At 33.5% G+C, this 13,006-nt stretch carries 18 protein-coding genes and 1 rRNA gene; 11 read left to right on the forward strand and 8 right to left on the reverse strand.

The genetic code is table 11. The annotated features are described in order from the left end of the window. Positions 1-38: 38 nt before the first annotated feature. The 7 genes from KO361_05500 to KO361_05530 all read left to right on the forward strand — a co-directional run bounded on the left by KO361_05500 (position 39) and on the right by KO361_05530 (position 4,223). Positions 39-251 (forward strand): hypothetical protein, encoded by a 213-nt coding sequence (locus tag KO361_05500; protein MCC7575022.1) that lies wholly within the window; start codon positions 39-41, stop codon positions 249-251. A gap of 70 nt (positions 252-321) precedes the next feature. Beyond that, positions 322-855: an RNA 2',3'-cyclic phosphodiesterase gene (thpR, locus tag KO361_05505; GenBank protein MCC7575023.1), complete on the forward strand. Its 534-nt coding sequence runs from the start codon at positions 322-324 to the stop codon at positions 853-855. A gap of 44 nt (positions 856-899) precedes the next feature. Beyond that, a complete protein-coding gene (locus KO361_05510) occupies positions 900-1,265 on the forward strand; it encodes a hypothetical protein (protein ID MCC7575024.1) in 366 nt (121 codons plus the stop codon). A gap of 141 nt (positions 1,266-1,406) precedes the next feature. After that, positions 1,407-1,730 (forward strand): hypothetical protein, encoded by a 324-nt coding sequence (locus KO361_05515; protein MCC7575025.1) that lies wholly within the window; start codon positions 1,407-1,409, stop codon positions 1,728-1,730. An 11-nt stretch (positions 1,731-1,741) separates the two neighbouring features. Continuing rightward, a complete protein-coding gene (gene radA / locus KO361_05520) occupies positions 1,742-2,695 on the forward strand; it encodes a DNA repair and recombination protein RadA (protein MCC7575026.1) in 954 nt (317 codons plus the stop codon). A gap of 61 nt (positions 2,696-2,756) precedes the next feature. Further along, positions 2,757-3,083 carry a hypothetical protein gene (locus KO361_05525; protein MCC7575027.1) on the forward strand — a complete coding sequence of 109 codons (327 nt, stop codon included), beginning with the start codon at positions 2,757-2,759 and terminating at the stop codon, positions 3,081-3,083. Positions 3,084-3,143: 60 nt separating this feature from the next. Further along, a complete protein-coding gene (locus tag KO361_05530) occupies positions 3,144-4,223 on the forward strand; it encodes a glucokinase (protein MCC7575028.1) in 1,080 nt (359 codons plus the stop codon). Positions 4,224-4,227: 4 nt separating this feature from the next. Here the strand turns inward: KO361_05530 and KO361_05535 are convergent, their stop codons facing one another. Genes KO361_05535 through KO361_05545 form a run of 3 tightly spaced genes read right to left on the reverse strand, consistent with a single transcriptional unit; the run spans position 4,228 to position 6,789 of the window. Continuing rightward, positions 4,228-4,935, reverse strand: coding sequence for an NUDIX domain-containing protein (locus tag KO361_05535; protein MCC7575029.1), 708 nt, complete (start codon positions 4,933-4,935; stop codon positions 4,228-4,230). 56 nt (positions 4,936-4,991) lie between these two features. Beyond that, positions 4,992-6,086 carry an NFACT family protein gene (locus tag KO361_05540; GenBank protein ID MCC7575030.1) on the reverse strand — a complete coding sequence of 365 codons (1,095 nt, stop codon included), beginning with the start codon at positions 6,084-6,086 and terminating at the stop codon, positions 4,992-4,994. A 46-nt stretch (positions 6,087-6,132) separates the two neighbouring features. Further along, positions 6,133-6,789, reverse strand: coding sequence for a glycosyltransferase family 2 protein (locus tag KO361_05545; GenBank protein MCC7575031.1), 657 nt, complete (start codon positions 6,787-6,789; stop codon positions 6,133-6,135). 99 nt (positions 6,790-6,888) lie between these two features. On the opposite strand from KO361_05545, the gene rrf reads away from it, so the two are divergent. From rrf to radB, 4 genes are all read left to right on the forward strand, one after another. After that, positions 6,889-7,005, forward strand: a 5S ribosomal RNA gene (gene rrf / locus KO361_05550). 51 nt (positions 7,006-7,056) lie between these two features. Next, positions 7,057-7,452, forward strand: a complete 396-nt coding sequence (locus KO361_05555; GenBank protein ID MCC7575032.1) for a hypothetical protein — start codon at positions 7,057-7,059, stop codon at positions 7,450-7,452. Between the two features lie 3 nt (positions 7,453-7,455). Then, on the forward strand, positions 7,456-7,857 hold the full coding sequence (locus KO361_05560) for a hypothetical protein (GenBank protein ID MCC7575033.1): 402 nt from the start codon (positions 7,456-7,458) through the stop codon (positions 7,855-7,857). A 49-nt stretch (positions 7,858-7,906) separates the two neighbouring features. Continuing rightward, complete coding sequence (gene radB, locus KO361_05565) at positions 7,907-8,593, forward strand: DNA repair and recombination protein RadB (protein ID MCC7575034.1); 687 nt, start codon at positions 7,907-7,909, stop codon at positions 8,591-8,593. Between the two features lie 18 nt (positions 8,594-8,611). Here radB and rpsB read toward each other — a convergent pair whose 3' ends face one another. From rpsB to KO361_05590, 5 genes are all read right to left on the reverse strand, one after another. Next, positions 8,612-9,208 (reverse strand): 30S ribosomal protein S2, encoded by a 597-nt coding sequence (gene rpsB / locus KO361_05570; GenBank protein MCC7575035.1) that lies wholly within the window; start codon positions 9,206-9,208, stop codon positions 8,612-8,614. Positions 9,209-9,355: 147 nt separating this feature from the next. Continuing rightward, on the reverse strand, positions 9,356-10,450 hold the full coding sequence (locus KO361_05575; protein ID MCC7575036.1) for a DNA topoisomerase IV subunit A: 1,095 nt from the start codon (positions 10,448-10,450) through the stop codon (positions 9,356-9,358). Further along, entirely contained in the window at positions 10,431-12,137 is a 1,707-nt protein-coding gene (locus tag KO361_05580; protein MCC7575037.1) for a DNA topoisomerase VI subunit B, read from the reverse strand. The genes KO361_05575 and KO361_05580 overlap by 20 nt, the downstream gene beginning before the upstream one ends. 64 nt (positions 12,138-12,201) lie before the next feature. After that, on the reverse strand, positions 12,202-12,429 hold the full coding sequence (locus KO361_05585) for a DNA-directed RNA polymerase (GenBank protein MCC7575038.1): 228 nt from the start codon (positions 12,427-12,429) through the stop codon (positions 12,202-12,204). A gap of 130 nt (positions 12,430-12,559) precedes the next feature. Beyond that, positions 12,560-12,979 (reverse strand): hypothetical protein, encoded by a 420-nt coding sequence (locus KO361_05590; GenBank protein ID MCC7575039.1) that lies wholly within the window; start codon positions 12,977-12,979, stop codon positions 12,560-12,562. Between the last annotated feature and the right edge of the window lie 27 nt (positions 12,980-13,006).

A 13,006-nucleotide genomic window follows, 5' to 3' on the forward strand; every position in this document is an offset into this window, starting at 1 on the left:
TTTTGTAGTTGTACTTTAACAAAAACAGGTGATAAAAAATGGGATTAACCAACAAGAAAGAAGAACAACTAAGGCAAATGCCTTTAATAAAAAATAAAATAAGCAAAAGCAAAGATGGCAGATTCCTAATACATAGGACTGAACTAATAAACATTAAACCAATGGCTTATTACGAAGCAATTCTAAAAAACAACGAACAAATATTAGAAGAAACTGATGAAGACTTAAAAACATTAGTAGAACAAAACTAATAAATTTTTTTACTTTTTTATTTTTTTTAAAAAAAATAAATTTATATACTCATAAAACAAAGAAAATAACATGCGTTACTTCCTTGCAATTCCTTTACCAGAAGAAATCAAACAAAAACTACATTCTTTAAACACAGAAATATCAAAAATAAAAGGAACAAGATTAGTAAGCCCTGATAATATGCATTTAACTTTATTATTTCTAGGGGAAAACGGAGCAAAAAACAAAATAGACCAATTAAAAAAAATAAAATTTGAACCATTCAAAATAAAAACTTCAAATATAGTATTATTTCCTGACGAATTAAGAATAAGACTTGTTTGGATAGAACTACAAAAATCTAAAGATTTAGAAAATTTACAACAAAAAATATCAAAAATATTTGATTTAAACAAAGAATACAAACCACACATAACTTTGGCGAGAATAAAAAAATTAACAAAAGAAGATAAAAAAGAATTAATAAAAATAATCAAAGAAATTAATCTAAAAGAATTAAATATTAAAGTTAACAACTTCAAATTATATGGTAGTGAATTAACTGTGTTAGGGCCTGTTCATCGCGTAATAGAATACTTCGAATCAAACACCACTAAAAAGTAACAAAAAATAATAAATTTTATAAATTGTTGTGATTTTACAAATTCATGATAGAAAAATTCATCGCTAAACATTATGAAACATACATATCCTTAAAAAATATAAACAGGAAAAAAGTAATACAAAAAGAAATACCAGTAGCTTTCAATAAAGTTTTACAAGGATACTTCTCAGACAGCGAAGAAATAAAATTCAAAAAAATAGAACAAGAACAAACCAAAGTACTACTAAGCTCAATATATGCAGATAACACAAAAGAATTATTACAACTTCTAAAAAATAACGAAATAAACACGGAAACAACACAAACGAAAATAGTAACATACCAATCAAAAAACCATTTTTACCACGTTCTAATCTCGAAACAAAATAATTCAAGCAAAATATACTGTCAAGGAAAAGAAAAAATATAAAAATAAACTCACTGGACAATTACGCTCTCAACATATTTAAATAAAGAAGTATTACCAAGTCTTAGAACCCGTCATCTGGAGCCCTAGCAGCTCATAACAAAGGATGATTTGAAATAAAACGCGAAAGCAAGGGTGATAAACATGGATAAAAAATTAGACGAAGCCGGAAGGCCAGATATGAACGTACCAAGCGTACAAGACATAATGGGAAAAAAACTACCTGAAAAAAAATTCAGAGCAGGCCCAGTTTCTGCAACAATATGGGTGAACCACGGCAAAGACCAAGAAGGAAAAGAAACAACCTACAAAACAATATCTTTTGAAAGAAGCTACATGGATAAAGAAGGCAACTGGCAAACAACCAACAGCCTAAGAACAACAGACTTACCAAAAGCAGTACTAGTTCTAAACAAAGCATACGAATACTTATCACTAACAGACGGAGAACAACACGACGAAGATTAAAGGAGAAAAAAATGGCAAAATCAGAAAAAAAAGAAAAAGAAATAAACGTGATGGACCTACCAGGAGTAGGAGCAGCAACAGCAGAAAAACTAGCATCAGCAGGATTTGACGACTTACTAAGCATAGCAGTAGCAAGCATAGGAACACTAACAGACGCAGCAGGAGTATCCGAAGCAGTAGCAAGAAAAATAATACAAGCTGCACGCGACGGACTAGACATGGGATTCCAATCAGGAACAGACATGCTAAATAAAAGAAACAAAGTAATAAAAATAAAATCAGGCAGTGAAAACATAGACAACATGTTATCAGGAGGATTTGAATCAGGAGCAATAACCGAATGCTTCGGACAATACGGATCAGGAAAAACACAAATAGGACACGTCCTAGCAGTAAGCTGTCAAAAAGACGATTCAGAAGCAATAGCAGTATACATAGACACAGAAAACACATTCAGACCAGAAAGAATAACACAATTCGCTGAAGGATTCGGATTAGACCCAGAAAAAGTATTAGGAAACATAAAAGTAGCAAGAGCATTCAACTCAGACCACCAAATGCTACTAGCAGAAAAAGTAGAAGACCTAATAAAAGAAGGAAACAAAGTAAAAATAGTAATAGTAGATTCTTTAACAGCACACTTCAGAGCAGAATTCGTAGGAAGAGGAACATTAGCAGACAGACAACAAAAACTAAACAAACACATGCACGTCCTAGCACTACTAGCAGACAAACACAACTTATGCGTGTACGTAACTAACCAAGTAATGGCAAAACCAGACGCGTTTTTCGGAGACCCAACAGAAGCAATAGGAGGACACATAGTAGGACACAACAGTACATTCAGAATATATCTACGAAGAGGAAAGAAAAACACAAGAGTCGCAAAACTAGTAGACTCACCTAATCTACCAGACGCAGAATGCATCTTTAACGTAACAGAAAACAGACTAGAAGACGCATAAAACCTTTTTTTATTTTTTTTTCAATAATATTTAAATTAAATCAAACATTTCTAAAATAAAGATGATATCAATAATAACTTTAGTAATAATATTATTCTTAATAAGTTGGTTAATATCAGCAATAATAATACACTTATCAGCGAGCATACTAGGAAAAAGAAAAGGATTCTGGACAGCAATGGTAACAGCACTAATAGGATCAATAATATACACAACAAGTTACTACTTCATACAAAACAATTTACTATCATCAACAATAGCAGGACTAACATGGCTAATAATACTAAAAACACTATACAAAACAAGATGGATAAGAACAGCACTAATAGCACTAACAATATGGATACTAAACACAATAACAAGCATATTCCTACCAATGCTATTCTAATTTTTGTTATTAACAAGTTATTACTTATGTTTATATTCTAATAAAAATATTACAAAACAAATGGAAAAACCATTCGAACTAGGAAAAGAATCATTTAACATAAAAGACTTCAAATCATTCACACTAGTAGCAGACATAGGAGGAGAAAACTCATACTTCGCCATAACAGGAAGCATAACAAAAAAAGAATTCAAAATAATAATGAAACAACACATAAAAACAACAGAAATAAAAGAACTGCCAAAAATAATAAACAACCTACTAGAAGAAGCACACAAACTATTCAAAATAGAAATATCCATAGCGGTAATCGCAGGAGCAGGAGCAGTATCAAAAGACAGACACAACATAAAACTAACATCTAACAACCTAGAAATAAACATAGAAAATCTAAGAAAACACACAATGCTAAAAGACTACATACTATTAAATAATTTCGAAGCAGAAGGATACGGATTAGACTTCATAAACAAAAAAAAGATATCAAGAATAGGAAGAACAGACATAAAATCACAAATAACAACATCAGCAATACTAGGCGCGGGCCACGGACTAGGAGCAAGCATAACATACTACGACACAACAAAACACCTAAAAATACCAATACCATCAGAAGCAGGCCACATGTCACTACCAGTAGAAATATACTTCGACCTAGAATTCATAAATTACATAAGAGAAGAATTCTTCGCAGGAACAAACGTACCAATAAGCGCCGAATACGCAGTATCAGGAAAAGGAGTATGCCTAATATATGACTTCCTAATAACAAAAAAAATATACGGAGAACCATTACAAAACCTTAAAAAAACAAAAGAAGAAGAAAAAGTAAAAAAAATATTCGAACTAAAAGAAGACATATACTGCAAAAGAGCAATAGAACTATTTGTATCATACTACGCAAAAACAGCAAGAAACCTAGCAATAGCAACACAACCATACTCAGGATTATTCCTAACAGGAAAAGTAGCACTAGCAGCAAAAACAACAATTCACGAATACTTCATGAAAGACTTCTTAAACAGCCCAACACACAAAGAAACACTAGAAAAAATACCAATATTACTAGCAGACGACGAAGAACTAACACTGTTCGGAGCAACAAACGTAGCAACCAACTTCTCAAAAGAATTCCTATAAAAAATCAAAGAAAATCAATCTTAGTAAATTTACCATCCTTAACGTACCTATCAGCTTCCTGAAAAACAATATTCTTATTATCAGACAACAAAACCTCAGTAAAAAAATCAAAATCAGGATACTTTTCCAAAGACGAAGCATCACTCAACTTAATAAACACGTTATGACCCTCCCTATTCTCTTTAACCAAATCACCAGATAAACCCGTAGCAAGAAAAAAGAAACCCACAACGTGATGAGTCAACTCACCAGAATCCTCATCAACAGTCCTATAATTAGTAACCAACTTCAACTCAACATTCTCAGCACTAAGACCAGTCTCCTCAAAAAACTCTTCACGAGCCTGCCTAGGAAGAGAATGACCATACTCAACTTTACCCCCAGGAATACCAACAAAATTCATAAAAGGCTGCTTCTTTCTTTTATTAACCAAAATCAAATCATTAACCTCATCATAACCAAGAACAAAAACACAAGTAATAGGCTTCCTCTTTTCCTCAATAACCACACCATCCATAGAACTAATAACTTGAACACCCTTACTAGTCAAACAATACTTATCATCATTCTTAACAACAAGATTTTCTTTCTGCAACAACTTCAAATGATAATCAAACTTATTAGAAGGAAAAGCCTTATCAAGAATCTCATTAAAACGCAAAGACTCATTATACATAAACTTCCTCAAAATATGCTTCCTAATATCACTCATAAAAAAAAGAAATACTAACCTTTATATAAATATTTAAGTCATAAAAAATTGACCAATCAAAACTTAAAAGAAATCTCCTTAGTCTTCTTATTCAAAGAAACAAAACGCTTATTCTTCCTCATTTCCCTCTCCAAAACATCCAAACCATCCTTAGAACGCACACTATTAGCAAAATTCAACAACTTATCAAAATCTTGATAATTACTATAAATAAACTCACCCTTCTCCTTATTCTCAGAAATAGACTGCTCTAAATTCTTAATCATACGCTCCTGAATATCAACCAAAGAATCGGTTTTCTCCTTTTTCTTCAAAGAAACAACACTCTTATTCTCAATATCTTTTTTTAACAAATTAAAAGAATCAACAGCCTCACTAATACTATTAAAAAAAACACCTTTCTTAGTCTTCATAACAACAGGAAAAACAACATCACCAAAAACAAAAGGCTTCAAATCCTCAGAAAAAAAATCAACAATCGCACCCTTAATCTTACCAGCATCAACCAAGTTTATAACAGTTTTATCCTTATCAATCCCTGCACGAACAAGAATCTCCTCAGAAAAAACACCACCAAAACCAAAACCAGAAGCCATACTCTTAACCAAGTTCCTATCAGAAGAATTAACCAAACTAACAATGTCATCAACACCAACACTCAAAGGATTTAACAAAGCAGGAGGAAAAACATAAGGCTTCCTAGCCTGAACCAACCTATCCTTAAATCTTTGACGATCCTTAGAATTAATAACCAACAAAGAACCATCCTCATCTTCCCTACAAAGAATAACATTACCAGGCTTAAACAACTCAACAATCAAAAAATAAAAACCATCCTTCTTAGAAAACTTAAAAACAAGAATCCTCTCAAAATCCCTCTGCTCAACAGACTCAATCCTCGCATTAGACAAATACTTACGAAGAAACATACAAAAACCAGGAGGACTAACAGGAGCATCAAAATCTTGATTAGTCAAACAAATAAGACTAGGAACACAAATTCTCAAATTAAACTTAGAACCATCATTATAAATCCTAAAAATAATATTATCCTTATCTAACTGATAAACCTTCTCTACCTTACCACCCTTCAAAACCTGCAATTCCTTAGATAAAAAAAACAACAAAGTAGATGATATTTCAAACGCCATAAAACAACAAATACTTTTTTCATTAAAAAATTATCGAATAAACAAATCAAAAAAAACGATGACGCAACATATTAAACAAAATCTTAACACCATCCAAAGGAGTAGTACCCTTATGAGCATCATGATAAATAGTTCTAATCTTAACCTCAGAAAACTTCAAACCATGCTTAGAAGCCCTAGCAATCATCTCACTCTCCATACCATAATCAGAAGAAAACCACCTAATCTTTTTATAAGCATCAGAAGAAAAACACCTAAAACCAGACTGAGTATCCCTAACACTCATAGAAAACAAGAATTTAGAAACACGCGTAAGAAAAATATTCCCCAAACGCATCGTAAAAGGCATATCTCTACCAAATTCCCGAAAACCAAAAACAACATCATTACCCTTCAAAGCAGAAACAAACTTCTTAATATCCTTAGCTTCATGCTGACCATCACTATCCATCAAAACAATAACACGAGCACCTTTACTAACAGCAAAATCACAACCAGTCCTCGTCGCAGCACCCTTACCAAGATTAACTCTATGCCTCAAAACAACAACACCGGCACTAAGAGCCTCATCAACACTAGAATCAAAACTACCATCATCAACATAAACAATATTCAAAAAACCCTCTTCCTTAACAGACTCAACAACTTTCTTAACGTGCTTCTCCTCATTAAAACCAGGAAGTACAACAAAAACCTTATCCATAAACAAACAATAAATACTAAACGTTTTAAAGCTTTTTGATAACAACAAAAAAATAAAAAAACATGAAAATCTTTATAAATCAAAATGTATTCCTAAATAATAGACGGTCAAAGCTACGTGGATATACCCGTTCTCGTTTCGAACACGGAAGTCAAGCACGTATACGTTCCGGCGCGTACTGCCTTCAAGGGTGGGAGACCCGGAAAGCTGTCTACCTTTCTAAGCACAAACTAAATATTTAAATAATCACACCAATACTAATAAGAAGTGGCAAAACCAAAAAGAAAAAAAATACACGAAGCACTATACTACCTAACAGTATTAATAACAATAATATTCATATCAGCCATGCTATTCTTCATAAGCCCAATACTATTCTTCGGACACTATTTCTACGTATACATAGTACTAATGACAATAGGAGTAACACTAGGCGCATTCCTAAAAGGATTCCTAAAAGACCTAGACGAACTAACACACAAACATCACGCAGGACTAATAATAATAGTACTAATAGCAGCAATGCTCAACTTTGTATCCTTAACAACAGCACTAACAATACACATAAACAAATCAATACATTTCTCAATACTAAGCGCGCTAATATTCACAATAAGCTTTTTAATACCTTACGCTTACCACTACTACAAAAAAGAGCGATAAAAAATGAACTTAAACATAATGGACTGGACTGAAACATATCTCAAATACAAAGACACAGTTCAAAGAAAAATAACAAAAATAACAAAAAACCCAGAAAAAGAAGAACTAATCTGCGAACTAAAAGACGGTACAATACACACATACATATGCAAAGACAACTTAGAAGACAAAGACACACAAAAAATAAAAAACAACAGAGTATCCTGCTTAAACACAAAAAAAAATGTTGATTGGGTAATAAAAAACTGGCAAGAAATAAAAAACACAGACACAATATTCTTATTCGCAAACCCCAAAAAAGCAATGCACTGGTCATTAAATCCAAAACTACACGACAGAATAACAGACAAAACAGCCCTAAAACAAGGATTAAAAACATTACTAGAATCAATACCGGAAATTTAAACCAAAAAAACAACCCAAAATTAATAAAACAAATAATATTTCTAAACATATGACTTCGCAAGAAACAAAAATAAGCACAGGATCCGACATAATGGACTGGCTACTAGAAGGAGGATACGAAAACGAAGTAATCACAACCATATACGGACCACCAGGAACAGGAAAAACAAATTTTTGCTTACTATGCATGGTAAATAATTACAACAAAAAAATAATATACGTAGACACAGAAGGATCATTCTCAATATCAAGAATAAAACAACTAGCAGACAACTACGAAGAAATACTAAAAAAAATAATAGTACTAACACCAACAAATTTCGAAGAACAAAAAAAAGTATTCGAAAAACTAAAAAACCTAGTAACAGACAAAATAGGACTAATAATAATAGACAGCATAGCCATGCTATACAGACTAGAAATAGGAATAACGAAAGACATATTTAAAGTAAACAGAGACCTAGGAGTACAACTAGTAAACCTAATACAAATAGCAAGAAAATTCAAAATACCAGTAATAATAACAAACCAAGTCTACGCCGACTTTGAAGACAAAAACAAAATAAACATGGTCGGAGGAGACATACTAAGATACGCAAGCAAATGCCTAATAGAACTACAAAGAACAGACACAGAAAAAAAAGCGATCCTTAGAAAACACAGAAGCCTACCAGAAGGAAAAGAAATCAAATTCACAATAAAAGACACAGGAATTTACGAAGCAGAAAACGAATAAAAAAAAGAAAAAAAATAATCATTCATCAGCAAAATCAACAACGTTATACTTAAAATCTTCAGGCTTAATCAAACCCTTTTTCTCAGTATATAATTTCGCTAACAAATAAAAAACTAAACCAAGACTCTTCTTACCCTTATTATTACAAGGAACAACAAAATCAATATTGTTAGTTTGATTATTAGTATCACACAAAGCAATAACAGGCAAACCAATCTTAATAGCATCTTCAACAGCGTTCTTATCAGGCCAAGAATCAGCAACTAAAACAATCTTAGCCTCAATAAAATTCTTCAAAGAAGGATTAGTCAAAACCCCAGGAGGATACCTCCCAGCAAAATGCTTAGTACCAGTAATCTGAGAAAACAACTTCACAGCTTTCCAACCAGTCTCACGCCTACAAACAACTAATATGTCCTCAGGAGCATAATTAGAAAGAAGATTAGCAGCCAACTTAATCCTTTCATCAATCTTCTGAACATTCAATACAGACAAACCATCAGGCCTAGTCTTATAAATAAAATTATCCATGTACTTAGTCCTAAACTTAGTCCCAATATGAATACCAGACTTCAAGTACTCATCATTAGGAATCAATAAAGCTTCATCACTCATTTTAACATCCTCCAAAACAAACCCCTAAGAATAAATCCGTGAATATTTTTTACCTCACACGGCATTCTCGAAACAAACAAGTCTCAAGGTCGGTTTTAAACACAGAAATAAACACGCATTTATAAATATTATTCTTAAAAAAAGAATTTAATCAAGCCAAGAATCAGGCTTCTTAAGCTTCTCAGGCAAATAATCACTAACAACAAAGTTCAAACCATGCTTCGCCAAAGCTTGCTGCTCAGCCCTCTTACCATTCTTCATAAGCTTAGACAAAGCATCCTGCCAAGACTTATGAGCATGAACAAAAGGATCATTCTTAATACCATCCTTAATACGTTTAATATCAACATCCTTCAAAGGATGAGTAGGCAACTTATAATCAGCAATATCATCAGGAGTAATACCTAAAAATTTTGCACGAGGAACACAAAAAAACTCATTAATATGAGCAGCATTACCACTACCCACCTTTAAAGTCCTATAAATATTCAAATAACCATAAGGATCACCATCAGTGAAAACAAACACATCAAGATCAGCATCATCACTCAACCTACGAATAAAACGCCGACAAGCACGAGTAGGAACACCACCCATACTAACAATTATACAATTAGCAGTCCTCCAAAAACCATGCTTATTCAAACGCTCAAACATACCATTAGTTTCAATAACAATCATACTCTTCGCCTTCGTTTCAAAACGCAAATGCTCAACATCACTAGGAATAGAATAAGCACCACTACCAAACCTAGTACAATCAATACGTAACTCCTCACCACTATTAGGATCCTTATCAATAACAACTAATTCACCAGCAACACTACCACCATGCTCATCTGCAATAAAACCAAGCTGTTCCCTATTAACCGAAAACATAGCCTCAATATCATCCATCACGGCGTCAGACTCATTTTGCTCCTTAAAACGAGCCTCATCCCAATTCTTACTAACATAATAAGCTTCCCTCTTAGTAGCAATGTCCTCAGTCTCAATCAAACTCTTAGACAAAGACATCACGCGAAGAGTCTGAGCAAAAGTCTTAACAGTATTAGCAGTAAGAGTTCTCTTCTTCATCAAACCCTTAAGCTCAAAAAAACCATCATTCTTATTATAAATAACATTATTAAGACTACGAACAGGAGCCTCAAGCTCAGCCTTATTACCCTTAAGAACATCATCCTTAAGCTTATCAGCAGAAGACTTAATCTTTTTAAGAGCATCATTCATCATTATCACCATCACTATCTTTACCAATACTAGCAAGATCCTCATCATAATCCAAGTTCTTAGAAGGATCAAACTTCAAATCCTCAACTTTACCACGAGTCTTCTCTAAAGTCTCACGAAGCTTATCCTCAAAAGAAACCTTATCAAAATCACCAATAATCTCAAAAATAGCATCACTAATATGAGGAATATAAGTCTCAATGTAACTACGCTTTTTCAACTCATCCCCCACGCGTTTCTTCTTATTAACATATTTACCAAGACTCCTACCAAGCTCCTGAATACACAACTTAATCTCCTTAATAAGTTCAGGATAATGAGCAATAGCCTCCTTAGCCTCACTAGTAAAAGGAACCCAAACACTAGCAACATGAATAACCAAAACAACAGGACCTTGAGGCATATTCCTACCAGACTGCTGCAAACCATACTGACGCCAAGAAGTACTAGTAACAGCTTCACTAATAGCACAAGCCCCTTGCTGATACAACAAAGGAACACGATTAGCAAACCTCATCAAATTAAGAGAACCCTCTTTAGGAATCAAACCACCATAAGCAATAGAACCCTCAATAAGAAAAGGATTACCTCTGTAAACCTGAGGAGAACGACTAACACTAGCATAAAACTCAGCATTAACCTCCTTCTTCAAACCTTTTTCAAGAAGCTCAGAACCAATAGGCACAACACAATCAGTAGGAGGCATCATAATCTTAGTATCCCTAATGGCCTTAACAAGCTTCTCAGCATGATCACGAGACATCTTAGAAGGCTTATCTTTACTAAGAATAGCAGCATTCTCAAGAATAGACTCAGCAACACTAGAACTCACACGAGAAAAATCACTCATCAAAAAACTCTTAACAGTTTTTTCTTTAGTAACAGAAAGCATCTTAATCATCATCCCTACTTCAACGCCATAAGGATGAGGCTTAATCTCCTTAGGCTGAACAGGCTTATCATCAGTAACCCTAACCAACAATAACTGATCACCCTTAGGAGGCTGATAAATAATAGTAACATGAGGATTAATAATAGCTGTTTCCTTCAAATACTCATCCACGCTTTGAGCACCCTTCATATAAGAAGACTCCAACTCCATCTCCACGCGAGTACCATGATCCTTATGCCAATCCCTAACAGAATCCACCAAGATCTCAGGTTCATTCTTCTGCGTATTAATCTTCAACTCATAGTAATGAGCAGGCTCATCAGGATGAATCTTACTAACAATCTTAGTAGCTTTACCAGTAGTAAGCTGAGAATACATAACAGCGGCACTAATACCAATACCTTGCTGACCACGCTGCATCTTCAATTTATGAAACTTACTCCCATAAAGAAGCTTCGCAAAAATCTTAGGAATCTGAGCCTTAACAATACCAGGACCATTATCCTCAACGACGACGCGATATTTATCATTGCCAAGATCAATAATCTCAACAATAATCTCAGGAAGAATATCAGATTCTTCACAAGCATCAATACTATTATCAACAGCTTCCTTAATAGTAGTAAGAAGAGCCTTACGCTTATTATCAAAACCTAACAAATGACGATTCTTTTCAAAGAATTCAGCGATACTAATATCGCGTTGAGCCTTAGCCAACTCATGAGCTTTAGCAGTGGCAGAACCATTACTCCGAGGAACGCCAGTATCATTATTAGTAAAATTTGAAAGAGAAACATCCTTTTCCATGAATAACAAGAAACCAATAAACCCTTAATAAAGCTTACGAAAAAAAAATAAAAAAAATAAATTACTAAAAACTCCTAGTTGGCTTATTCTTAGCAAAACAATCTCTACAATAAACAGGCCTATCACCTGACGGCTTAAAAGGAACTTCACATTCTGCCTGACAACCTGCACACACAGCTTTATGCATTTCTCTAGGACCACCAAAAGGTCTTGATGAACCACCTTGTCTGTTATTAAATCCGCCTTGTCTTCCAAAGCCAGAATCTCTTCTGTTATTATTTTCTCTTCTCATTTTATTACTAACCTTCCTTCACTTTTAGAAACCGACAAAAAAATCAAAAATTTTTGAAACAAGTCCCTAAACAAGTAGAATAAGAGTTCTATTTATAAAATGTGTTAGAAAAAAAAACAAAAAAATAATATTATTTAGAATCACTCCAAGCAGCAACACCAATCATAACCAAACCCACAAAAGGTATCAAGAACAACAAAGCCCACCATCCAGGTCTCTTAATTTTTTTAAACAAATACCACATCCAAACAATAACCATTACTTGAAAAGCAACACTGGCAAGAACATTAACATAAGGAATAAACATCCCTATGATTAACAACCAAGGCCACCAATGTAAACCAGAAGCTTGATAAGCAATAATTAAAGGACCGACAAAAGGAATCCAAGCAAGTTCAGGCGACTTCAATTTAGCTTTTCTACCAATAGCCATATAAGCAAAACCAAGATAAACATAAAAAGCCAAACCAATAATTATAGCAACAAAAATCAAACCAGCCAAAAGCGCAAAAACACCCTCAGCACCTCCATTAATAAATAATTCATCCATAATAAACATCCTTCTTAAAGTAATAAA

This window comes from Candidatus Woesearchaeota archaeon (genome assembly GCA_020854775.1).
In the GTDB taxonomy this organism is placed as follows: domain Archaea; phylum Nanobdellota; class Nanobdellia; order Woesearchaeales; family 21-14-0-10-32-9; genus 21-14-0-10-32-9.

Coding starts and splice junctions, on each gene's coding strand:
- KO361_05500 (MCC7575022.1), top strand. CDS start 39: ATGGGATTAACCAACAAGAAAGAAGAACAACTAAGGCAAATGCCTTTA.
- thpR (MCC7575023.1), top strand. CDS start 322: ATGCGTTACTTCCTTGCAATTCCTTTACCAGAAGAAATCAAACAAAAA.
- KO361_05510 (MCC7575024.1), top strand. CDS start 900: ATGATAGAAAAATTCATCGCTAAACATTATGAAACATACATATCCTTA.
- KO361_05515 (MCC7575025.1), top strand. CDS start 1,407: ATGGATAAAAAATTAGACGAAGCCGGAAGGCCAGATATGAACGTACCA.
- radA (MCC7575026.1), top strand. CDS start 1,742: ATGGCAAAATCAGAAAAAAAAGAAAAAGAAATAAACGTGATGGACCTA.
- KO361_05525 (MCC7575027.1), top strand. CDS start 2,757: ATGATATCAATAATAACTTTAGTAATAATATTATTCTTAATAAGTTGG.
- KO361_05530 (MCC7575028.1), top strand. CDS start 3,144: ATGGAAAAACCATTCGAACTAGGAAAAGAATCATTTAACATAAAAGAC.
- KO361_05535 (MCC7575029.1), bottom strand. CDS start 4,935: ATGAGTGATATTAGGAAGCATATTTTGAGGAAGTTTATGTATAATGAG.
- KO361_05540 (MCC7575030.1), bottom strand. CDS start 6,086: ATGGCGTTTGAAATATCATCTACTTTGTTGTTTTTTTTATCTAAGGAA.
- KO361_05545 (MCC7575031.1), bottom strand. CDS start 6,789: ATGGATAAGGTTTTTGTTGTACTTCCTGGTTTTAATGAGGAGAAGCAC.
- KO361_05560 (MCC7575033.1), top strand. CDS start 7,456: ATGAACTTAAACATAATGGACTGGACTGAAACATATCTCAAATACAAA.
- radB (MCC7575034.1), top strand. CDS start 7,907: ATGACTTCGCAAGAAACAAAAATAAGCACAGGATCCGACATAATGGAC.
- rpsB (MCC7575035.1), bottom strand. CDS start 9,208: ATGAGTGATGAAGCTTTATTGATTCCTAATGATGAGTACTTGAAGTCT.
- KO361_05575 (MCC7575036.1), bottom strand. CDS start 10,450: ATGGTGATAATGATGAATGATGCTCTTAAAAAGATTAAGTCTTCTGCT.
- KO361_05580 (MCC7575037.1), bottom strand. CDS start 12,137: ATGGAAAAGGATGTTTCTCTTTCAAATTTTACTAATAATGATACTGGC.
- KO361_05585 (MCC7575038.1), bottom strand. CDS start 12,429: ATGAGAAGAGAAAATAATAACAGAAGAGATTCTGGCTTTGGAAGACAA.
- KO361_05590 (MCC7575039.1), bottom strand. CDS start 12,979: ATGGATGAATTATTTATTAATGGAGGTGCTGAGGGTGTTTTTGCGCTT.